The organism is Roseovarius sp. THAF8 (assembly GCF_009363735.1).
Taxonomy (GTDB): Bacteria; Pseudomonadota; Alphaproteobacteria; order Rhodobacterales; family Rhodobacteraceae; genus Roseovarius.
In genome coordinates, this window is record NZ_CP045410.1 from 1,861,893 (window position 1) to 1,882,554 (window position 20,662).

The window sequence follows — 20,662 nt, forward strand, 5'->3', positions numbered from 1 at the left end:
CCATCCCGCCCGCTTTCGATCCACCACGCATAAACTGGAATACCCGATGGCCAAAGACGTCGAACTGCTCCTCTGCCCCGTGAACCTGCGTCACCTCGAAACCAACACCCGCGCCTATGACGAGGCCGTCTCGATGGCCAAACGCCGTCGCGCCAAGCTCATCGTGGCCACCGTCGCCCCGGAAATGGAACGCAACCTCAACATCCGCGACTCCGAGGCCTACTGGTCCCAGCAGCTGGCGAAGTTCCTCAGCGACAACCCGCCCGATGGCGTCCAGGTGGAAACCGTCGTGCGCAAGGGCGCGATCCACCGCCAGATCGTCAAGCTCGCGGACGAGCGCAAGGTCGACGTCATCGTGATGAACTCGGCCAACCCCAAGGTGCAGGACTACCTGCTCGGCACCACCGCCAGCCACGTCGTCACCCACGCCAAGTGCTCGGTCTACGTGGTCCGCGGCTGACGCACGCACCGGGACCGGCACGGCAACGGGCCCGCTGGCCCCCCCACACCGGGTGTTCGATCCTGATCGGACCGGCCCTGGTGCCGCGGTCTCCCCCGGCACCGGCGAGGCCGTGCGCGCAAGGCCAAGGTTGCTGTCACGGCTCACAGTGCTAAGTCTCCGGCAAATCGAAGACCAGCACTGGACGACCCATGTACCTTTTGACCCGTATTCTGCTTGTGGCCGCGCTCGGCCTGTTTTTCCTCACCCCCGCCAGCGCGCAAGAGGCCAACGTGCCCTCTGCCGAGGCACAGCAACTCATTGATCTGCTCGAAAATCCCGAGGCCCGCGACGCGCTGATCCAGTCGTTGCGCGGCGCGGCCGAAACCACCACCACCGAGGTCGTCGATCCCGAGGAAGACACCTCGATCGGGCGTCAGCTGGCCGATTTCACCAAGTCCTTCTTCGAGACCGCCGCCACGTCCGTCGGCTCCGCCCTGGGTGCGGTCATCGCCCTGCCCACCACGCTCTTGGCGCTTGATGGCGGGCAGCTCGACGTGTTGTGGGAGGCGCTTCAGGCGCTGGCCGTGGTCATAGTCGTCACCGTCGTCGCCTACCTCGTGCTGCGGGCCGGGGCGCGGCTGATCTATCGCCGCATGGGCGACAAGGCCCATGACTGGGGCTTCGTGCGCACCCTCGCGGTGGTCGCCGCCACCTGCCTCATCGACATCTTGGTGGTCCTCGCGGCCTGGGGCCTCGGCTATCTCGTCGCGCTTTATCTGTACGGCGAAACCGGCGTCATCGGCGTGCGCCAGACGCTCTATCTCAACGCCTTCCTGCTCGTCGGACTGGCCAAGGTGGCCATCCGCGCGGTTCTCGCACCCTCGACGCACGAACTGCGCTTCGTCGCCATCTCCGACGTCGCCGCCCGGCGCATGTCCTCGTGGTTCGGCGCCATCGCCTCGGTGATCGGCTATGGCCAGCTTCTTATCGTCCCCATCGTCAACCGGCAGGCCTCCTATGCCGCCGGGCGGGGCATCTCGACCCTGCTGGCCTTCATCGCCATCGCCATGGCCGCCATCCTGGTGGTGCGCTCGCGCAAGGACGTGGCGGGCTGGATCCTCGGCCCCGCCCCCGAAGAGCGGCCCAGCGCCCTGCGCTTCATCGGACGCAACTGGTACATCCCGGTGCTGCTCTACCTGGCGGGCCTCGCCGTCATCGTGGCCGCACGTCCCGACGGGCTGATCCTGCCGCTGCTGATCAGCTCGGCGCAGGTGGTCGGCATCATCATCCTCGGCGTGCTGATCTCGGGCGGGCTCTCGCGCTTCGCGGTGCGCGGCATGCACATGCCGATGAACGTCAGCAGCCGCATGCCCACGCTCGAGCCGCGGATCAACTCCCTTCTGGGCCGCGTGATTCAGGTCGTGCGCGTCTTCATCGTGATCGGCGTCCTGGCCTTCGCGCTCGACGCCATCGGCCTGTGGGACATCTCCGGCCTGATGCGCAGCGAGTTCGGCGTCTGGGCCGCCGGCGCCATCATCAGCATCGCCTTCATCCTGCTGGCCGGCGCGATCCTGTGGCTGGCGCTGGTGTCATGGGTCGACTACCGCCTGAACCCCGAGTTCGGCTCTGCCCCAACCTCGCGCGAGATCACGCTGCTGACGCTTCTGCGCAACGCCGCCACCATCGCGCTCATGGTCATCATCGTGATGTTCGTGCTGGCCGAGCTTGGGGTCGACATCGCCCCGCTCATCGCCTCCGCCGGTGTGCTCGGACTGGCGATCGGTTTCGGCGCGCAGAAAATGGTGCAGGACATCATCACCGGCATCTTCATCCAGTTCGAGAACGCCATCAACGTGGGCGACGTGGTGACGCTTGGCGGCACCACCGGCACGGTCGAGAAACTGACCATCCGCTCGGTCACCCTGCGCGACGTGCACGCCGTCGTTCACCTGATCCCGTTCTCCTCCGTGGACATGGTGTCGAACTACGTGCGCGATTATTCCTACTTCGTCGCGGATGTGGGCATCGCCTACCGAGAGAACGTCAACGACGGCAAGGACGCCATGGTCGACGCCTTCGAGGAACTGCGCGCCAGCGAAGCCGGCGAGAACATCACCGGCGACCTGGAATGGTTCGGCGTCCAGTCCCTGGGCGATAGCGCCGTGGTCCTGCGCGCCCGGATCAAGACCGTTCCGGGCACGCAATGGGGCACCGGCCGCGCCTATAACGAGATCTGCAAGCGGATCATGGACGAGCGCGGCATCGAAATCCCCTTCCCGCACCAGACCATCTATTTTGGCGAGGACAAGAACGGCGCCGCCACCCACCTGCGCCTCGACCGCGCCGCGGACGACGCCAGAACAATCGAAGGGTCCAGACAGGCTCCGGCGCAGGACACCAAGAAAACCCAGGATCCCCATCTCGACATGGAAGACGACGCAGACGTCTGACGGGGGCAGCCCGCACAACACGGTCGGACGCATTCTCCACGCGGAGAATGCCCCGGAGAATGCGCATTTTCCGGGCGCGGAAATTTTGAAATTTCCGCACTGCCCCGTGCGGTTCGTCAAGCCGCCAAACGTGCGAAAATCGCACCGTCGTCATACCACCCGGATACCGACGCGATACCGACGTCCCGTTTCGGCGCCCTGACCCGCCGTTAACCATTCTGTCAGCAATTTGCAGAAATCTTCTCCGCGCCACATTTCGGCACGATTGTTGCCACGCGCCGTGAATATCGCTGTTTCATCAACCTATTTGTGGAAGGGTAGGAAACGATGGGACTCGAAACCAAAAACGACATCCGCAATTTCGTCATGCGCGAACGCCAACGCTGCGTCTCCGACCGGGAATGGAAGTTCCGGCTGCGCGGTTACGGCTTTGCCATCCGCGACACCGACGAGGGCCGCATGGTCACCTCGCTGACCGGCCGCGGCGATCTCTGCACGCTGGGCGCCGGCGCCTGATAGATCCCGTTCAGGGTTGAATTTCCGCGCCGCACGGTATTCGCTGTGGCAAAGCGGAAAGGACATCCATGACATCGTATCTCGGCGTGATCGGGGGCTCGGGCCTCTATGAAATAGAGGGCCTGCAACACCCCGAATGGGTCACGGTGGACACCCCCTGGGGCGCACCCTCCGACGAGGTCCTGACCGGGATGCTGGGCGACACCTACATGGCCTTCCTGCCCCGTCACGGGCGCGGCCACGTGCATTCGCCCTCGACGGTGCCCTACCGCGCCAATATCGACGCGCTGAAACGCATCGGCGCGACCGACATCGTCAGCGTCTCCGCCTGCGGCTCGTTCCGCGAAGACATGGCGCCCGGCGATTTTGTCATTGTGGATCAATTCATTGACCGCACCGTCGCCCGCGAGAAATCCTTCTTCGGCCAGGGCTGCGTGGCCCATGTCAGCGTGGCCCACCCCACCTGTCCGCGCCTCGGGTCGGCCTGCGCCGCGGCCGCCCGCGCCGCCGGCGTGACGGTCCATGACATCGGGACCTACCTCGCCATGGAAGGCCCGCAATTCAGCACGCTGGCGGAATCGAAAATGTACCGCGAAAGCTGGGGCGCCGACGTGATCGGCATGACCAACATGCCCGAGGCCAAGCTCGCCCGCGAGGCCGAGCTTTGCTACGCCTCCGTCGCCATGATCACCGACTATGACAGCTGGCACCCCGACCACGGAGAGGTCGACGTCACACAGATCATCGCCACCCTTCTCGGCAACGCCGACAAGGCCCGCGACATGGTCGCCCGCCTGCCCGCGCTGCTGGGGTCCGAGGACCGCGAGCCCTGTCCCCATGGCTGCGACCGCGCGCTGGAACACGCCATCCTCACCGCCCCCGAGGCCCGCGACCCGGCCCTGGTGGCGCGTCTCGACGCCGTCGCGGGCCGCGTCCTTTAGAAAGGCTTAACCCGATGCCCCTAGATCTCTGGCTGACATTCGTGGCGGCGACCCTCGCGCTTTTGTTCATCCCCGGCCCGACCGTGCTGCTGGTCCTGTCCTACGCCCTTAGCCAGGGCAAGCGAATCGCCGTCGCCTCCGCCACCGGTGTGGCCCTTGGCGATCTTGTGGCCATGACCGCGTCCCTTCTGGGGCTCGGCGCATTGGTGCTGGCCTCGGCCACGCTCTTTACCGTGCTGAAATGGATCGGCGCGGCGTATCTGGTGTATCTCGGCATCAAGCTCCTGCGCAGCGCCCCCACCGCCGGGCCGGGCCAGGTCGCCACCGGCCCCAAACCCGCCAACGGAGTCTTCTGGCACGCCGCCGCCGTCACCGCGCTGAACCCCAAATCCATCGCCTTCTTCATCGCCTTCGTGCCGCAATTCGTCAGCGTCGACAGGGCCCTGGCCCCGCAATTCGTTATCCTCATCGCCACTTTCGTCGGCCTCGCCTGGCTCAACGCGCTGGCCTACGCGCTCCTGGCCGATCGCCTGCGCCAGACCATCGGGCGGCCTTCGGTCATCACGTGGCTCACCCGCGGCGGCGGCGCGGCGCTCGTGGGCATGGGCGTGATGACAGCCGCCCTGCGCCGCACCGCGTGAGCGCCGCGCCCGGCACCGTCCTCGTCCTCGGGGCCGATGGATTTATCGGCCGCCACCTCGCCTACGGTCTCCGCGACGCGGGCTGGAACGTGCGCGCCTGCGCCCGCCGCACCGCACGCCTAGAACACATGGGGTTCGAGACACTGAAGGTCGACCTCACCGCCCCCCAGGCCCACGACCCCGCCTTCTGGCGAAGCCATCTCTGCGGCGTCACCCACTTCGTCAACAGCGCCGGCGTCCTCGACGCGCCCGAGCCCACCTACACCGCCGTCCACGTCAGCGCCCCGGAGGCGCTTTACGCTGCGCTGCCCGACGCGCAGGGCTTGCTCATTTCCGCCGTCGGCATCGACGGCGCCGCCACCGACTTTGCCCGGTACCGTCACGCGGGCGAGAAAATCGCGTCGGATCATGATGTTACCATCCTCCGCGTCGGGCTGGTGCTGGGCGAAACCTCCTATGGCGGCTCGTCGCTCGCCCGCGCTCTGGCCGCCCTGCCGGTCTTCACCCCGGTCGTCGGCGACGGGCAACAGACGTTCAACCCGATCCACGCCGCTGATCTGGCCCGCGCCGTCGATCACCTGCTGCGCCATCCCCCCGGCCCCGGCCCGCATGACATCGGCGGACCGGAAACCGTGACCCAGGCCGGGATGCTGCACTCCCTCCGCGCCTGGTTCGGCCTGTCCCCCACCCGCCTGCTACGCCTGCCTGTCGGGCTTGCCAAAGCCATGGGCCGGATTGGCGACGCCATGCGCCTCGGCCCGATCTCCGCCACTTCGGTCGCGCAACTCCAGAACGGCGTCCTGGCCGACCATGCCAGGCTGACCGAGACCCTGCCGGACAAACCCCGCGGCCTCTCGAACTTCCTCGACAGCCGCCCGGCCGGCACGCAGGACCTCTGGCACGCAAGGCTCTACCTCGCCCGCCCGGCCCTGCGCATCGTGCTGGCCCTTCTGTGGCTGGCCTCCGGCCTCTTGGGCCTCTTCCTGCCACGCGCCGATTTCCTGCCCCTGATCCCGGACACGACCCTCCCGGACGCAGCCCTCGTCGCGATGGCCCGTCTGGGCGGCCTCCTGGACCTTGCCCTCGCCGCTGCCCTTTTCCGCGGCTGGCGCCCCCGATTGGTCGCCGGGCTTCAGGCGGCGCTGGTCCTCTCCTACACCCTCGCCTTCACGATCCTTGCCCCGGGCCTGTGGCTGCTGCCCCTGGGCGGACTGCTCAAGAACCTGCCCATCCTCGCCCTCATCGCGGTCCACGCCATCCTCGAAGACGAGCGCTGACGATGGACCCCTACCTGATCACCAAATGGCTCCATATCCTCAGCTCAACCGTCCTCTTCGGTACCGGCATCGGCACCGCGTTCCAGATGGTCTGGGCGATGCGCACGGGCCGCGTGCAGACAATCCATTCCGTCGCCTCTGGCGTGGTGGTGGCCGACTGGCTCTTCACCACCCCCGCCGGGATCGTGCAGCCGCTCACCGGCCTTGCGCTCATCCACATGGCAGGCTTCGAGCCCTTCGCACCGTGGCTCCTGGCGACCTACGCTCTGTACGTGCTGGCCTTCCTCTGCTGGGCGCCCGTCGTGCGCCTGCAAATCCGCATCCGCGACCTTGCCGCCGAGGCCCTGCGCACCGACGCCCCCCTGCCGCAGGCCGCGCACCGCGCCTACCGCCTCTGGTTCGCCCTCGGCTGGCCCGCCTTCGCGGCGCTGACATGCGTCTTCTGGCTGATGGTCACGAAACCCGCGCTGTGGTAGGCGCGTCAGCTGTTCTTCTTGATGAATTTCCGGATGAACCCGCGGATTTCCCGCGCCGCGCTGGTGTCCATCTCCTTGCACAGCTCGATGAACGTGTCGCGGTCATCCTTGTTCAGCCGCAGGATCAGCTGGCTGTCCTTCTTTCCGGCTTTCTTGTCGTCACTCTTGGCCACGAGAGCTCCTGATTTGCGTTTTCCGTCACCGGCTTGCCAAGGTATATACAAAGCATATGCAGTCTTGGCAAACGCTCTTGCATATCATTTCCCTGACCTCCGAAACCGTGCCGATCCCAGCCAAACCTTGCGATTTTGCGCCAGTTGCGCCAAACGCAAGGGCGGACAGGCCCAACCGGAGACACCGCCATGCCCAACGCGAAAACGGTCAAGGATTACATCCGCACAATCGTCGACTTCCCGCATGAAGGCATCATGTTCCGCGATGTCACCACGCTCTTTGCCGACCCGCGCGGACTGCGCCTTGCGGTGGATCAGTTGCTGCATCCCTATGCCGGTATGGCAATCGACAAGGTCGCGGGGCTCGAGGCGCGCGGCTTCATCCTCGGTGGCGCCGTGGCGCACCAGCTGGGCAAGGGATTCGTGCCGATCCGCAAGAAGGGCAAGCTGCCCGGCAAGGTGATTTCCGAGGAGTACCTGCTGGAATACGGCGAGGCCATCGTCGAGATCCACGACGACGCCATCACCCCCGGCGAAAAGGTCCTGCTGGTCGATGACCTTCTGGCCACCGGCGGCACCGCCGAGGCGGGTATCAAGCTGATCGAACGGCTGGGCGGCGAGATCGTCGGCTGCGCCTTCGTCATCGACCTGCCCGAACTGGGCGGGCGCAAACGGATCGAGGCGCTCGGCATGGACGTCCACACCCTCTGCGAATTCGACGGGGCCTAAAGCTCCTCGTACCAGTCGTCGATGATCTTCACCGCCTCCTCGGCGGACTCCACGAATTGAAAGAGGTCGAGGTCCTCGGCGCTGATCGTTCCGGCCTCCGACAGCGCCTCCCAGTTGATGATCTTTCGCCAGAATTCCTCGCCGAACAGCAGGAATGGCACACGTTTCATCCGGTCCGTCTGGATCAGCGTCAGCGCCTCGAACATCTCGTCCAGCGTCCCGAACCCGCCGGGGAAACAGCAGATCGCCTTCGCGCGCATCAGGAAATGCATCTTGCGGATGGCGAAGTAATGGAAGTTGAAGCACAGCCCCGGCGTCACGTATTCGTTCGGCGCCTGCTCGTGCGGCAGCACGATGTTCAGCCCGATCGACGTACCGCCCGCATCGGCCGCCCCGCGGTTGCCCGCCTCCATCACGCCGGGCCCGCCGCCCGTCGCCACGACGAACTCGCGCCCGTAGCTCTGCATCGACTTCTCGGTCAGCATCTTCGCAAAGCTGCGCGCCTCGTCATAAAACCGCGATAGTTCCGCCAACGTCTCGGTCCGCGCGGTATCCTTGACCGCAGGTTCGGGAATCCGCGCGCCGCCGAACAGCACCACCGTGCTCTCGATCCCGCGCTCGTTCAGGATCATCTCGGGCTTCAGCAGCTCCAGCTGCAACCGCACGGGCCGCAGCTCGTCGCGGCACAAAAAATCGTCGTCGGCAAAGGCCAGGCGATAGGCCGGCGCACGGGTCTGCGGCGTGTCGGGCACCTGCTCGGCGGTGTTGCGGTCGGAATGCGCGTCCCGAAACTGGCTATTGCGGTCGTCTTTCATCCTGAACTTCCCTGTTGGGTTCGTTTTTCCACCCGTATAGGGTTCCACGCGATTTGCCTAGATACGGGGCATACAGGAAAGGCTTTGAAATGGACTGGAAAACCGAGATCGCCGCCGCGAAATTCCGCATCGCTCCGTACCTGCGCCGTACCCCGGTGGCGCAGGTGTCGGGCTTCGGCCTCGACCGCCCCATCGAGCTCAAGCTGGAGCACACCCAGCACACCGGCAGCTTCAAGCCGCGCGGCGCCTTCAACACCCTTCTGTCGCAGGACGTCCCCAAGGCCGGGCTGGTCGCAGCCTCGGGCGGCAACCACGGTGCCGCCGTGGCCTATGCCGCCGCAAAACTTGGCCACCGTGCCCGCATCTACGTGCCCGAAATGGCCGGCCCCGCCAAGATCGCCCTGATCCGCGACCAGGGCGCCGATTTGCACGTGGTCGAAGGCGCCTATTCCAATGCGCTCGATGCCGCCCGCGAATACGAGGCCGAAACCGGCGCGATGCAGATCCACGCATACGACGCGCCCGCCACCGTGGTGGGCCAGGGCACCTGCATGGCCGAGTGGGAGGACCAGGGACTGGAGGCCGACACGATCCTGATCGCCGTCGGCGGCGGCGGCTTGATCGCCGGCGCGCTGGCTTGGCTCGACGGGCGACGCAAGGTCGTGGCGGTTGAGCCTGAGACCTGCGCCGCGCTGAGTGCCGGACTTGAAGCCGGCAAGGCCGTCGATGTCGAGGTCTCGGGCGTCGCGGCCAACGCGCTTGGCGCGCGGCGCATCGGGTCGATCTGCCTCGACCTCGCGCAAGCGCACGACGTGACCTCCGTCACCGTCAGCGACGACGCCATCACCGTCGCTCAGCATGCGCTCTGGAAAGACGCCCGCCAGCTTGTCGAACCCGCCGGTGCCACCGCCCTCGCCGCGTTGAGCAGCGGCGCCTACAGGCCTGAAAAAGATGAGCGCGTCGCGGTCTTGGTCTGCGGCGGCAATCTCACGCCAGACCCCTTATCGGCGGATTGACGCCCGTTTTCACGCTTTGCCGAAACGACCGGGAACGCTCTTGGAAATCGCCGCGTTGAGGCGTCAGATTGCCAACGGACATTCCGTCTGCATGGCACGCCCATGTGAGTGAGGAGGATTTCCAAATGAAGACCCGACTTCTGAGCCTGACCCTTGCCGGCACCCTCGGCGCTGGCGCCGCCATGGCGGATGTCGACGCAACCGCCGTGACCGACCTGAACCTGCGCGCGGGCCCCAGCCCGGCGCAACCCGTGATCGCCGTGATCCCCAATGCCAGCGCCGTCAGCATCCAGGGCTGCATCGAGGCCAGCTCCTGGTGCGAGGTCAGTTACAATGGCACCCAGGGATGGGCCTATGGCGACTATCTTGCCGCGTCCACCGATGCCGGTTCGGTCCGCGTCATCGAGAACCGCAGCACGATGCAGCTTCCGACCGTGACCTATGACTACAGCGAAGCCGACACCGTCGCGGCTGGCGGTGCCATCGGCACGGTGGTCGAAGACACCTACGTCACCCCGATCACGCCGCCCGACAACACGGTTGTCTACGTGCGCGACAACCCGGTGGAGCCGATCTATCTCGACGGCGAAGTCGTGACCGGCGCCCAGCTGCCCGCGGCCGTGACGCTGCAACCCGTCCCCGATACCGAGTATCGTTACGCCTATGTGAACGGCGTGCCGGTGCTGGTGGAACCGGCAGAGCGCCGCGTGGTCTACGTGGTACGGTAAGGCCGTATCCCGACCCCTTGTCCCTCGGCGGGCGTCCTCGGACGCCCGCCTTTTTCATGCGCGCAGGGCGGAACCTGCCGCGAATGACCGGCGTCGCGTCGCATTGCGATCCCCCCCGTCCGCCCGTATAGGGCATTTCAGCACAACACGACCTGCCAAGGGGAGCACGCAACAGATGTCCAACGCACAGCTTGAAACCGCAATCGAGTCCGCATGGGAAACCCGCGACCAGATCACACCCTCGACAGGCGGCGAGACGCGCGAAGCCATCGAGGCGACGCTTGACGCTCTCGACAGCGGCAAACTGCGCGTGGCCGAACGGCAGGACAACGGCGACTGGCTCGTCAACCAATGGGCCAAGAAGGCCGTGCTGCTGGGCTTTCGCCTCAAGGACATGGAACCACAGGCGGGCGGCCCGCAAGGCAGCACCTGGTGGGACAAGGTCGACAGCAAGTTCAAGGGCTGGGGCGACACCGAATGGAAAGAGGGCGGCTTTCGCGCCGTGCCGAACTGCATCGTGCGCAAATCGGCCTATATCGCCCCCGGCGTGGTGCTGATGCCCTCTTTCGTGAACCTCGGCGCCTATGTGGACGAAGGCACGATGGTCGACACCTGGGCCACAGTCGGCTCCTGCGCGCAGATCGGCAAGGGCGTGCACCTGTCGGGCGGCGTCGGCATCGGCGGCGTGCTGGAACCGATGCAGGCCGGCCCCACGATCATCGAGGACAACTGCTTTATCGGCGCCCGCTCCGAGGTCGTCGAGGGCTGCATCGTGCGCGAAGGCTCGGTTCTGGGCATGGGCGTCTATATCGGCAAATCCACCAAGATCGTCGACCGCGAAACCGGCGAGGTCTTCATGGGCGAAGTGCCGCCCTACTCGGTCGTCGTGTCGGGCTCGATGCCCACCAAGAACAACCTCAACCTCTATTGCGCCGTGATCGTAAAGCGCGTGGACGAAAAGACCCGCTCCAAGACCGCCATCAACGAACTGCTGCGCGACTGATCCCTGCGCGGCAGGCCCGGCACGAGGTCCCTCATGGCCAAAGATCCTGACAAGAAAAAGCCTCAGCAGGTCTTCACCCTGCTGGTCGAGATCGGACGCAAGTCCGGCGACGGCCTGCCGGACAAGGCCACCGGGGCCGCGCTGGTCGTCTATGCCTCTGGCGTGGACGAGGCCGAGGCGGTGCGCGAAACCGTGGCGATCCTGAAACAGGCCGACACCGCGCCCCTGGATGTCTCGGGCTACGGCACACTCGACGAACGCCTCGCCGAAGGCCACGAGATCGGCGAGGACGAGCGCGACCTCATGCAGCGCGCGCTCGATGAGAACGCCGTTATCGTCGCCCAGATGACGCCCTTCTACGACTAGACTGCCGCGCGGCTCAGGCCGCGCGGCTGGTGGCCAGCGTCACCGCCTCGAAGGGTTTCAGCACCGGCCAGACCGGCTTGGCATGTTCCGGCAGACGGTTGCGGTCGAACGACGCCAGCACGCTTGCGGCAATGGCCGCGGGCTTGCGCCGCAGCCGCCCGATATAAAGGCTTTCCAGCGCGCATCCCGCCGCCAGGACGGCCTCGTGCCCCGGCAACAGCAGATGGTGATAGGTCACAAGGTCCGGCCCCTTGGCGTGAAAGGCGGAGCGGTCGTTCACAAGGTGCCGCGCCGGCACAAGAACCGCCTCGCGGCCGAACATGTATTCGACCTCGCTGCCGTGCATCACCAGCCGCTGCTGCGGCGAGACCACGATGTCCTGCGTCAGCTTGAAATAGGGCGCCCGCAGGCGGATGGGCCGGAAACTGCCCCGCGCGGGAACGGTCCGCTTGACCACCTGCAACACCGGCACGCGCTGGCCGTCATCCGTCAGCACAACGTCGCCACGGCGGATCTCGCCTGCCGGACGCTCGCCCCGGTCTGTCATGATCGGCACCTGCGCAGTCAGTGCTGGCAGCGGTCCCACCGGCTCGATCCGGTCGGACAGGGCCAGGAACATCACCTCCTCGTCCACCTCGAAATTGCATCCATGGGCGAAAACCGCGTTCAGGTCGTCGATCGGCAGGGGCAGCGTGGCAGTCATCGCCACGGTGTGCACCTGGTCGGATTCGGGCCGCTCCAGCGTCAGCCGGGCCCACCCTTCGGTGCTGTCCCAGGAATAGGTCAGGCGCAGGATATCCAGCCGCCCGTCGCCATCCACCGGCAGGGTTGCGTGACAGATGTCGTCGCCCTGCGCGTCCACCAGGACGATACCGCCCTGCGGCAACGCCTGGATCGAAAACAGGCCCGGCATCGGCCATGTCCGGCGGAACGCCAGCATGGTCTGCGGCCGTATATCAGCCGAGATGCGGCTCTCGACCACCAGGCTGCCACGGTGCAGCACCCGGTCCGCCCCGGTTTCCGTCAGTCGCGGGTCCGGCTTGAACCAGCCATCGTCGCGATCACGCAGTCCGATCCATCCCATTGTCACGCCACCCATTTCTTTGAAAGGATCTGCGCCTCGAAGCCGCGCAGCATCCGTCTTGCCGCGGGGCTGTAGCCTTCGGCGGTTTCGGGGTCGATTTCGGGGAACAGGGTGCAGATCTCTTGCAGCACCTCGGCCTCGAAACTGTCCTTGATCTGCGGCCCGGGCAGAAAGCTTTCGGTCGGCAACCCTTCCGAGACGATGACCTGATGCCGGTCGAACAGCAGGTGAAAGTAATCCACGGTGTCGACCTCGACGCGTCGCACGCTGCGGTCGTTGACCAGGTCCTTGGCCGCCACCAGCACCTCGCGCTCACCGAACAGCAGCTCGGCCAGGCTGTCGCGGATCAGGATCCGGTGCAGCGGCGAAAGCCACAGTTCACCATGCGCGCCGAACGTGCCCGCCTGAATGCGGATCGGGGCGTACTGCCCCGTTCCGGCAACCTCTCGGTGGCCGATCCAGCGCACCGGCTGCAACCCTTCGTCGCGCGTCATGACAAGATCGCCCACGCACAGGTCCTCGACCGCGACCTCGCCGCGCTCGCACCGAATGCGCGACCCGCGCACGAAACACGGGATCGAATTCAGCGTGACAAAGCCGGTATCGCTCTGCCCGTTCGCGCTTTCGACCGTGTAGGTAAAGTTGACTTCCTCGACGTCGCCATCCCCCACGACCGTAAGGGTGCCGTCCGCGTTCAACTGCACCGTCTGTCCGGTGGCCAGCGTGACCGTGCTGCCCGCAACGACGTTCTGCCCGTTGATCTGCGTGATCGTCAGCGCACCGGAGGTGTTGTTCACGTCGTTGTCCAGAACATCCAGCGTCTTCGACCCTGTCGGATACAGCTTGGACACATCGTCCAGCGCCACCAGCGTCGTCTGCACGCTGTTGCCCGCGATGATCAGCGTCGAGTCGTAATTGGCGTCCGTAACATCCGCGATACCGATCCGGATCGAGTTCACATCGTCCGAATTGACCGGAATCGTCAGCGTCATCGTAACGGTGAAACCGTCCATCTCGGTGTTGTACTGGTCCGAGGTATTGTCGACGTACAGGTTCGCGTTAGACCCGGCATTCAGGTTGTTGGGGTCGATATCCCCGTCCCCTACGCTCAGCGGGACCTGCGTGCCGTTGATCCAGACTCCGACGAAGTCCTGAAAGGAACCCACCGCGTATTCGGGGAATTCTTCCGAGGCGAAGACGAATTGCATCGTCATCACGTCGCCCGTCGGAATGAAATCGACGTCGAGGTAAGAGGCGTCGTAGGTATTGGCTCCGGCCGCCGCGTTGAACATCGGGTCGTTGTTGGGACCGCTGGAACTGGTCGTGGTCTGACTGGACTGGTTGGAATCGTTCGACCACCACCAGGTCGAATTGGTGAATCCGTTCAGGTCCCCGGTCGAAAACATGACCCCGGTATCCGACGGCATCACACCCGGCGAGACCGAGTTGCCTTGCGTGTATATCCCCGAAGAATCGTTGTCGCCGGTGTAAGAGGCGCTGATCACCTGAACACCGTCACCAAAGATCGTCTCGGCCATTTCTCTTGCCGACGCACGATCGTCTATAGGGATTTCAACGCCCCTGACCATACTGCCCACCTCATGTACGTCCAAGGTCAGCGCACGCCAAGAATCGGCTTTTCCGGTGGTCCGGTCTGACACGTCGCGGCTTGTTTTTATGTGCCTGCTTGCGTGTCGGGCGATTTGCCCAGCTGCTCTTTTGCCCTGCCTCGGGTCATTTATTAAGGATCGGTTACCACGTTTTTTTCGCTTTGTTAAGGAATTCCGTCACCGATCCCGATCCGGAGGCAAAGTTTTTTCCCGGCGCGGGTTTGCGGTTACAGACCGTGCAGGCTAGGTCTGTCGAAAGTTCACAGGATAGACCTCCATGCCACAAGACTCCGCCCCCATCGACCCGGTCGACCTGACCGCACAACTGGTGCGCTGCGCCTCGGTCACCCCCGAGGAAGGCGGCGCGCTCGTGTTGCTGGAAAACCTTCTGTCCGAGGCGGGCTTCACCTGCACCCGCGTGGACCGGGGCGGCATCGCCAATCTCTTCGCGCGCTGGGGCGAAAAGGGCGCGGCCCGCAGCTTTGGCTTCAACGGGCATACCGACGTGGTGCCGGTGGGCGATGCCGCAGCCTGGACCGCCGATCCCTTCGGCGCGGAAATTCGCGACGGCCAGCTTTGGGGCCGCGGCGCCACCGACATGAAATCCGGCGTCGCCGCTTTCGCCGCCGCGGCAATCGACTTTGTGCGCACCACGCCGCCCGAGGGCGCGATCCTGCTCGCCATAACCGGCGACGAGGAGGGCGATGCGCAGGATGGCACCGTGGCCCTGCTTGACTGGATGGCAACCGAGGGCGAAGCGATGAGCGCCTGCCTCGTGGGCGAGCCCACCTGCCCCGAAACCATGGGCGACATGATGAAGATCGGCCGCCGCGGCTCGATGTCGGCGTGGATCACGCTGACCGGGGTGCAGGGGCATTCCGCCTACCTGCACCGGGCGCTGAACCCGCTTCCGGCGATGGCACGGCTGGCCGACCGCCTGTCCAGCCACGTGCTGGACGACGGCACCGATCATTTCGACCCGTCAACGCTCGCCGTGGTGACCATCGACACCGGCAACCCGGCGACCAACGTGATCCCCGAAAGCACGCGCATGACGGTCAACATCCGTTACAACGATGCCCATAGCGGCGACAGCCTGACCAGGTGGCTGCAATCCGAGCTGGATTCGGTCTGCGACAGCTTCGGCGTCACCGGCGAGATGACGGTGAAGAATTCCGGCGAAAGCTTCCTCACGCCGCCGGGGCCGCTTTCGGACCTCGTGTCGAGCGCGGTTCAGGCCGAGACAGGCCAGACGCCGGTCCTGTCGACCAGCGGCGGCACATCCGACGCGCGCTTCGTCAAGGATCACTGCCCGGTGGTGGAATTCGGCCTGGTGGGGCAGACCATGCACCAGGTCGACGAGCGGGTGGACATCGCCCATATCGAACAGCTCAAGGCGATCTATGCCCGCGTGCTGAAAGACTATTTCGCGTGATCCGCCGCCAGCTGGTGGTGATGCTGAAAGAGCCCCGGCCGGGCAGGGTGAAGACCCGCCTGGCCCGCGACATCGGTCCTCCCGCCGCCACCTGGTGGGTCCGACACCAGACCGCCCGTCTCCTGCGCCGCCTGCGCGACCCTCGCTGGGACCTCGTGCTGGCCGTCGCCCCGGACGTCGCCGGCCTGTCCAGCCGCGCCTGGCCGGATGACCTTGAACGCATGCCTCAGGGCCCCGGCAACCTCGGCGACCGCATGGCGCGGGTGATGCGCACGCGCCCGCCCGGTCCGGTCTGCATCATCGGCGGCGACATTCCCGGCATCACTCCCGCCCATATCGCCCGGGCCTTTGCCAGTCTTGGCCGGAACGACGCGGTCTTCGGCCCGGCCCCCGACGGCGGCTACTGGCTGATCGGGATGAAACGCACCCGCGCGGTGCCCGCGACCTTCCTGCAAGACGTCCGCTGGTCCACCGAGCACGCGCTGGCAGATAGCCGCGCAACACTACCGGACTCGCGGATCGGTCTGGTCGACACGTTGCGGGATGTGGACACGGCGGACGATCTTCGCGCGCCGTAACCCGTTTCGCCGCGGGCCAAGCCCGCGTCGACCGGCTGGGGGTTTCACCCCCAGACCCCCGAGAGTATTTTCGGCAAGAAAAAGCAGGCGCTCCGGCACGTGCCGGCAATCTTCGCATGGCACGCCCCCCACCTTCGTGCTACGTCCCGAGGCATGAGCGAGTTGCCTTCCAAATCACAGGTCCTGCAATGGATCTCGGACAATCCGACCCTGACCTCCAAGCGGGACATCGCCAAGGCGTTCGGCATCAAGGGCGCGGCGCGGATCGACCTCAAGCGCATCCTGAAGGAGCTGGAGGCCGAAGGGCACCTGGAAAAGCGCAAGAAGACCTATCGCGACCCCGACAAGCTGCCGCCCGTGAGCGTGCTGCAGGTCAGTGACCAGACGCCCGACGGCGAGCTTCTGGCACGTCCCCTGGAATGGCATGGCGAGGGCGTCGAGCCGGTCGTCCTGCTGATCCCCCGCGCCAGCGATCCCGCGCTCGGCCCCGGCGACCGCATCCTGGGCCGGTTGCAGGAGGTCAAGGGCGAGGCACATCACTACGAGGCGCGGCTCATCCGCCGGATCGGGACCAACCCGCGCAAGGTGCTGGGCGTCTTCAAGAAAACCGCCGAGGGTGGGCGCATCCTGCCGATCGACAAGGGCGACGGCAAGGAATGGCTGGTCGCGCCCTCCGCCACCGGCGGCGCCAGGGACGGCGAGCTGGTCGAGGCCGAACAGGCCGGGCCCAAGGGCCGCATGGGCCTGCCGCAGGCCCGCATCCTCGACCGTCTGGGCGACCCGACCGCGCCCAAGGCCGTGTCCCTCATTGCCATCCACCAGCACGGCATCCCCGATGATTTCCCGGATGATGTCATCGCCGAGGCCGACGCGCAGAAACCTCAGGGCCTCAAAGGCCGAGAGGATCTGCGCGACCTGCCGCTCGTCACCATCGACCCGGCGGACGCCCGCGACCACGACGATGCCGTCTGGGCCCATCCCGACGATGACCCCAAGAACGAGGGCGGGCATGTCATCTGGGTCGCCATCGCCGATGTCGCCTGCTACGTCACCCCCGGCTCTGCCCTCGATGCCGAGGCCCGCAAGCGCGGCAACTCCAGCTATTTCCCCGACCGGGTCGTGCCGATGCTGCCCGACCGGCTGTCGGGCGATCTCTGTTCCCTGCACGAAGGCGTGCCGCGCGCCTGCATCGCCGTACGGATGCAGATCGACGCCCATGGCGAGAAAATCGGCCACCGCTTCGTGCGCGGCCTGATGCGCTCCGCCGCCTCGCTCACCTACCAGCAGGTACAGGCCGCGCGCGACGGCTCCCAGGACGACAAATGCGGACCCCTCATGGACGAGGTCATAGACCCACTCTACGAGGCCTTCGCCGCCCTGCAAGAAGCGCGCAACACCCGCCAGCCGCTCGATCTGGACCTTCCCGAACGCAAGGTCGTGCTCAGCGACGAAGGCAAGGTCACCTCCGTCAACTTTGCCGACCGCCTCGATGCCCACAAGCTGATCGAGGACATGATGGTGCTGGCCAACGTGGCCGCCGCCGAGACGCTGATCGCAAAGAAATCCCCCCTCCTCTTCCGCGTCCACGAAGAGCCGCCGCCAGAGAAGCTCGACACCCTGCGCGAGGTGGCCGAGGCCGCGGGCCTGACGCTGGCCAAGGGCCAGGTGCTGAAGACAGCCCACCTCAACCAACTCCTGCACGGCGCGGCGGGCACCGACCATGTCGAAGTCATCAACCTCGCCACCCTGCGCTCGATGACGCAGGCCTATTATGCACCGTCCAATTTCGGGCATTTCGGCCTCGCGCTGCAATCCTACGCCCATTTCACGTCGCCCATCCGCCGCTATGCCGACCTGATCGTGCACCGGGCACTGATCTCGGCGCATGGCTGGGGCGAGGACGGGCTTTCAAAGGCCGACGAGGAACGCCTGCAAAGCACCGGCGAGCACATCTCGGAAACCGAGCGCCGCTCGATGATGGCCGAGCGGGACACCAATGACCGCTATCTCGCGGCCTTCCTGTCGGAACGCATCGGCGAGGAATTCACCGGGCGGATCAGCGGCATCGCCAAGTTCGGCGCCTTCGTGCGGCTCGATGAGACGGGTGCGGACGGCCTCATCCCGATGCGCGCGCTTGGTAACGAGTACTTCCACCTCGACCGTGACCGCGGCACGCTGATGGGATCCGATACCGGCATGGTCATCGGCTTGGGCCAGCGCGTTGTCGTCCGCCTCAGCGAAGCTGCACCTGTCACCGGCGGCCTCGGGCTCGAACTGATACGCCTCGACGGCAAGGCGATCACGCCCGCAGGCCCGGACACGCCCCGCACCGGGCGGGGACGCGGCAAGCCCAAAGGCGGGCGCGGCGGACCCAAGCGCAAACTGGCGCGCGAAAAGCACAAGGCCGACAAGACCAAGCGCAAGGTCTCGCGCAAGCGTCGCTAAACGCCCGCCGGCAACCAGACCATGTAACCACCGTAAGTTGCCATCAGCCAGATCATGTAAGCACCGTAGGCCGCCAGCAGCATCGCGCCCTCGCGCCGGTCGATCCGCGCCCCGGTGAAGGCAAACGCCACGAACACCACCGCCGAGCCCAGCAGCACGGCGAGGTCCAGCCCCGCGATCGGCAGAGGCGCGGCCATTGGCACCACCAGCACCGTCGCTCCCAGTATCCCCAGAATATTGAAGATATTGCTGCCGATGATGTTGCCAAAGGCGACGTCACCCTGCCCCTTGCGCGCGGCCAGCACCGAGGTCACCAGCTCCGGCATCGACGTGCCGATCGCCACGACCGTCAGCCCGATCACCGAGTCGCTCATCCCCAGCATCTGCGCCAGCCCCACGGCCCCCGACACCAGAAACCGCGCCCCAGCCAGGATCACCACCAGCCCGAGCAACAGCCCCAACGCCGCACGGCCCACGCGCACCGGCGCTTCGGGCAACAAATCGCCTTCCGCGACATAAACCTCGCCCGCCGCCGTCGGCCCCTTGCGCTCAGCCATAAACGTAAACGCCAGGTAGCCCGCCAGCGCCAGCATCAGGCCCAGCCCGGCCACGCGCCCCATCTCGCCGCTCAGCACCAGCGCCGCGCAGGCCAACGTCGCGCCCAGCATCACGGTCCCATCCCGCGCCAGTGCCCGCCGCGCCACCAGAATGGGCGAGATCAGCGCCGCGATCCCCACGATCAGCAACGTGTTCCCGATATTGCTGCCCACCACGTTGCCCAGGGCAATCCCCGGCGACCCGACCCAGGCCGCCTGCAAGCTGGTCACCAGTTCCGGCGCGGACGTGCCGAAGCCCACAATGGTCAGCCCGATCACCAGCGGCGACACGCCCAGGCCTCGGGCCAGCTGCACCGCGTTGCGCACCAGCAACTCGCCACCAAGGAGCAGCCCCGCCAGCCCGGCGATCACGAACACGATATCCAATTCGGATAACTCCAATCCCGCGCAAAAGGCGCGTTGCTGGGAATTTGAGCAGGCTCCGTCCCACTTCAAGATAGCGCCGGAAAGAATCCGCTGCCGTGACAGGTTCATCGCGCCTCATGCCCGCAAACCCTGCTGACAAAAACCGTCACCATGTGGCATCATACTCCGCGCCATGACCCGGACCGAACGCCTTTTCAAACTGATGCAGGCCCTGCGCATCGTCCCGGCCCCCGCCACGGCGCAGGCGCTGGCGGACCGGCTCGACGTGACCGCCCGCACCATCTATCGCGATATCGACGCCCTGCGCGGGCTTGGCGCGGTGATCGACGGTGCGGCGGGCTTCGGCTATCGCCTGATAGAGGATGCCGCCCTGCCCCCGCTCAACTTCGACGAGGACGAGCTGGAGGCGCTGGTGCTGGGCCTGCGCGAGGTGGGCGAGGTGGGCGACAGCACCCTGGCCGACGCCGCGCAATCGGCGCTTGCCAAGCTGCGCGCCCGCCTGCCGCAGACGCAGGCGCACCGGCTGGATCACGCCGTCCTCTCGGCCCGCCGCTTCACCCCCCTGCCGCAATCGGGCGTTGACACCGCCCGCCTGCGCCGCGCCACGTGGGAGGAAAAGACCATCCGTTTCGATTATTCCGACGCCGAGGGCCGCGAAACCACCCGCGAGGTCGACCCCCTGTCGGTCGTCCTCATGCAATCCTCGCTCTGTCTTCTGGCCTTCTGCCACCTGCGCGGCGATTTCCGTGCCTTCCGCCTCGACCGGATGCGCGGGCTGGACCTCACCGGCGCGTCCTTCCGGCCCCGCCGCGCGATCCTGTTGCGCGAATGCCTTGCCGCCATGACCTGCGACACGGGCCAGGAAACGGCCTGATCACAGGCGACACTTCGCCCGGCCACATGATTGAATGCTTTTGAAACAAACTGTTTCAGGCTATGCTCCGATCAAACCCA

At 66.1% G+C, this 20,662-nt stretch carries 21 protein-coding genes; 16 read left to right on the top strand and 5 right to left on the bottom strand.

The annotated features are described in order from the left end of the window. Positions 1-46 precede the first annotated feature (46 nt). The 7 genes from FIU85_RS09095 to FIU85_RS09125 all read left to right on the top strand — a co-directional run bounded on the left by FIU85_RS09095 (position 47) and on the right by FIU85_RS09125 (position 6,743). Entirely contained in the window at positions 47-460 is a 414-nt protein-coding gene (locus tag FIU85_RS09095; RefSeq protein ID WP_152491042.1) for a universal stress protein, read from the top strand. A gap of 191 nt (positions 461-651) precedes the next feature. Next, positions 652-2,892, top strand: coding sequence for a mechanosensitive ion channel domain-containing protein (locus FIU85_RS09100; RefSeq protein WP_152496660.1), 2,241 nt, complete (start codon positions 652-654; stop codon positions 2,890-2,892). Between the two features lie 327 nt (positions 2,893-3,219). Continuing rightward, a complete protein-coding gene (locus FIU85_RS09105) occupies positions 3,220-3,408 on the top strand; it encodes a hypothetical protein (protein ID WP_152496661.1) in 189 nt (62 codons plus the stop codon). A gap of 68 nt (positions 3,409-3,476) precedes the next feature. Beyond that, complete coding sequence (locus FIU85_RS09110; RefSeq protein ID WP_152496662.1) at positions 3,477-4,349, top strand: S-methyl-5'-thioadenosine phosphorylase; 873 nt, start codon at positions 3,477-3,479, stop codon at positions 4,347-4,349. A 14-nt stretch (positions 4,350-4,363) separates the two neighbouring features. Beyond that, the gene (locus tag FIU85_RS09115; protein WP_152496663.1) at positions 4,364-4,990 is read left to right on the top strand and encodes a LysE family translocator; all 627 of its coding nucleotides are present in this window, start codon (positions 4,364-4,366) and stop codon (positions 4,988-4,990) included. Continuing rightward, positions 4,987-6,267: a DoxX-like family protein gene (locus tag FIU85_RS09120; protein ID WP_172978851.1), complete on the top strand. Its 1,281-nt coding sequence runs from the start codon at positions 4,987-4,989 to the stop codon at positions 6,265-6,267. Before FIU85_RS09115 ends, FIU85_RS09120 begins: the two co-directional genes overlap by 4 nt. Positions 6,268-6,269: 2 nt before the next feature. Continuing rightward, on the top strand, positions 6,270-6,743 hold the full coding sequence (locus tag FIU85_RS09125) for a DUF2269 domain-containing protein (RefSeq protein WP_152496665.1): 474 nt from the start codon (positions 6,270-6,272) through the stop codon (positions 6,741-6,743). A 5-nt stretch (positions 6,744-6,748) separates the two neighbouring features. Here FIU85_RS09125 and FIU85_RS21995 read toward each other — a convergent pair whose 3' ends face one another. Further along, a complete protein-coding gene (locus tag FIU85_RS21995) occupies positions 6,749-6,916 on the bottom strand; it encodes a hypothetical protein (protein ID WP_172977405.1) in 168 nt (55 codons plus the stop codon). A gap of 189 nt (positions 6,917-7,105) precedes the next feature. Here FIU85_RS21995 and FIU85_RS09130 point away from each other — a divergent pair, with 189 nt between their 5' ends. Beyond that, a complete protein-coding gene (locus tag FIU85_RS09130; RefSeq protein ID WP_152491035.1) occupies positions 7,106-7,645 on the top strand; it encodes an adenine phosphoribosyltransferase in 540 nt (179 codons plus the stop codon). Here the strand turns inward: FIU85_RS09130 and FIU85_RS09135 are convergent. After that, positions 7,642-8,460, bottom strand: coding sequence for a TIGR00730 family Rossman fold protein (locus tag FIU85_RS09135; protein WP_152491034.1), 819 nt, complete (start codon positions 8,458-8,460; stop codon positions 7,642-7,644). The genes FIU85_RS09130 and FIU85_RS09135 overlap by 4 nt on opposite strands. Before the next feature lie 89 nt (positions 8,461-8,549). Here FIU85_RS09135 and FIU85_RS09140 point away from each other — a divergent pair, with 89 nt between their 5' ends. The 4 genes from FIU85_RS09140 (at position 8,550) to FIU85_RS09155 (ending at position 11,573) form a co-directional block, all read left to right on the top strand. Next, the gene (locus tag FIU85_RS09140; protein ID WP_152496666.1) at positions 8,550-9,476 is read left to right on the top strand and encodes a threonine/serine dehydratase; all 927 of its coding nucleotides are present in this window, start codon (positions 8,550-8,552) and stop codon (positions 9,474-9,476) included. Positions 9,477-9,601: 125 nt separating this feature from the next. Beyond that, positions 9,602-10,204 carry a DUF1236 domain-containing protein gene (locus tag FIU85_RS09145; RefSeq protein WP_152491032.1) on the top strand — a complete coding sequence of 201 codons (603 nt, stop codon included), beginning with the start codon at positions 9,602-9,604 and terminating at the stop codon, positions 10,202-10,204. Between the two features lie 175 nt (positions 10,205-10,379). Continuing rightward, on the top strand, positions 10,380-11,207 hold the full coding sequence (dapD, locus tag FIU85_RS09150) for a 2,3,4,5-tetrahydropyridine-2,6-dicarboxylate N-succinyltransferase (RefSeq protein ID WP_152491031.1): 828 nt from the start codon (positions 10,380-10,382) through the stop codon (positions 11,205-11,207). A 33-nt stretch (positions 11,208-11,240) separates the two neighbouring features. After that, positions 11,241-11,573 (top strand): hypothetical protein, encoded by a 333-nt coding sequence (locus FIU85_RS09155; protein WP_152491030.1) that lies wholly within the window; start codon positions 11,241-11,243, stop codon positions 11,571-11,573. 13 nt (positions 11,574-11,586) lie between these two features. Here FIU85_RS09155 and FIU85_RS09160 read toward each other — a convergent pair whose 3' ends face one another. Both FIU85_RS09160 and FIU85_RS09165 read right to left on the bottom strand, forming a co-directional pair. Next, a complete protein-coding gene (locus FIU85_RS09160; RefSeq protein WP_152491029.1) occupies positions 11,587-12,657 on the bottom strand; it encodes a Hint domain-containing protein in 1,071 nt (356 codons plus the stop codon). Positions 12,658-12,659: 2 nt separating this feature from the next. Beyond that, positions 12,660-14,246, bottom strand: a complete 1,587-nt coding sequence (locus FIU85_RS09165; RefSeq protein WP_152496667.1) for a Hint domain-containing protein — start codon at positions 14,244-14,246, stop codon at positions 12,660-12,662. A gap of 298 nt (positions 14,247-14,544) precedes the next feature. Here FIU85_RS09165 and dapE point away from each other — a divergent pair, with 298 nt between their 5' ends. The 3 genes from dapE to rnr all read left to right on the top strand — a co-directional run bounded on the left by dapE (position 14,545) and on the right by rnr (position 18,725). Continuing rightward, a complete protein-coding gene (dapE, locus tag FIU85_RS09170) occupies positions 14,545-15,702 on the top strand; it encodes a succinyl-diaminopimelate desuccinylase (protein ID WP_152496668.1) in 1,158 nt (385 codons plus the stop codon). After that, the gene (locus FIU85_RS09175) at positions 15,702-16,280 is read left to right on the top strand and encodes a TIGR04282 family arsenosugar biosynthesis glycosyltransferase (protein WP_152498214.1); all 579 of its coding nucleotides are present in this window, start codon (positions 15,702-15,704) and stop codon (positions 16,278-16,280) included. Before dapE ends, FIU85_RS09175 begins: the two co-directional genes overlap by 1 nt. A 153-nt stretch (positions 16,281-16,433) precedes the next feature. Beyond that, on the top strand, positions 16,434-18,725 hold the full coding sequence (gene rnr / locus FIU85_RS09180; RefSeq protein ID WP_152496669.1) for a ribonuclease R: 2,292 nt from the start codon (positions 16,434-16,436) through the stop codon (positions 18,723-18,725). On the opposite strand, the gene FIU85_RS09185 is transcribed toward rnr, so the two are convergent. Then, entirely contained in the window at positions 18,722-19,699 is a 978-nt protein-coding gene (locus FIU85_RS09185; RefSeq protein WP_368372985.1) for a calcium/sodium antiporter, read from the bottom strand. The genes rnr and FIU85_RS09185 overlap by 4 nt on opposite strands. A gap of 181 nt (positions 19,700-19,880) precedes the next feature. On the opposite strand from FIU85_RS09185, the gene FIU85_RS09190 reads away from it, so the two are divergent. After that, entirely contained in the window at positions 19,881-20,582 is a 702-nt protein-coding gene (locus FIU85_RS09190; protein WP_152491024.1) for a YafY family protein, read from the top strand. The last annotated feature ends 80 nt before the right edge of the window (positions 20,583-20,662 follow it).

Excerpts from the sequence above, each read along its gene's own strand:
- FIU85_RS09140 (WP_152496666.1), top strand. The coding sequence starts at position 8,550 with ATGGACTGGAAAACCGAGATCGCCGCCGCGAAATTCCGCATCGCTCCG.
- FIU85_RS09135 (WP_152491034.1), bottom strand. The coding sequence starts at position 8,460 with ATGAAAGACGACCGCAATAGCCAGTTTCGGGACGCGCATTCCGACCGC.
- dapE (WP_152496668.1), top strand. The coding sequence starts at position 14,545 with ATGCCACAAGACTCCGCCCCCATCGACCCGGTCGACCTGACCGCACAA.
- FIU85_RS09100 (WP_152496660.1), top strand. The coding sequence starts at position 652 with ATGTACCTTTTGACCCGTATTCTGCTTGTGGCCGCGCTCGGCCTGTTT.
- FIU85_RS09130 (WP_152491035.1), top strand. The coding sequence starts at position 7,106 with ATGCCCAACGCGAAAACGGTCAAGGATTACATCCGCACAATCGTCGAC.
- FIU85_RS09110 (WP_152496662.1), top strand. The coding sequence starts at position 3,477 with ATGACATCGTATCTCGGCGTGATCGGGGGCTCGGGCCTCTATGAAATA.
- FIU85_RS09125 (WP_152496665.1), top strand. The coding sequence starts at position 6,270 with ATGGACCCCTACCTGATCACCAAATGGCTCCATATCCTCAGCTCAACC.
- FIU85_RS09105 (WP_152496661.1), top strand. The coding sequence starts at position 3,220 with ATGGGACTCGAAACCAAAAACGACATCCGCAATTTCGTCATGCGCGAA.
- FIU85_RS09095 (WP_152491042.1), top strand. The coding sequence starts at position 47 with ATGGCCAAAGACGTCGAACTGCTCCTCTGCCCCGTGAACCTGCGTCAC.
- FIU85_RS09155 (WP_152491030.1), top strand. The coding sequence starts at position 11,241 with ATGGCCAAAGATCCTGACAAGAAAAAGCCTCAGCAGGTCTTCACCCTG.
- dapD (WP_152491031.1), top strand. The coding sequence starts at position 10,380 with ATGTCCAACGCACAGCTTGAAACCGCAATCGAGTCCGCATGGGAAACC.
- FIU85_RS09165 (WP_152496667.1), bottom strand. The coding sequence starts at position 14,246 with ATGGTCAGGGGCGTTGAAATCCCTATAGACGATCGTGCGTCGGCAAGA.
- FIU85_RS09160 (WP_152491029.1), bottom strand. The coding sequence starts at position 12,657 with ATGGGATGGATCGGACTGCGTGATCGCGACGATGGCTGGTTCAAGCCG.
- rnr (WP_152496669.1), top strand. The coding sequence starts at position 16,434 with ATGAGCGAGTTGCCTTCCAAATCACAGGTCCTGCAATGGATCTCGGAC.
- FIU85_RS09190 (WP_152491024.1), top strand. The coding sequence starts at position 19,881 with ATGACCCGGACCGAACGCCTTTTCAAACTGATGCAGGCCCTGCGCATC.
- FIU85_RS09145 (WP_152491032.1), top strand. The coding sequence starts at position 9,602 with ATGAAGACCCGACTTCTGAGCCTGACCCTTGCCGGCACCCTCGGCGCT.
- FIU85_RS09115 (WP_152496663.1), top strand. The coding sequence starts at position 4,364 with ATGCCCCTAGATCTCTGGCTGACATTCGTGGCGGCGACCCTCGCGCTT.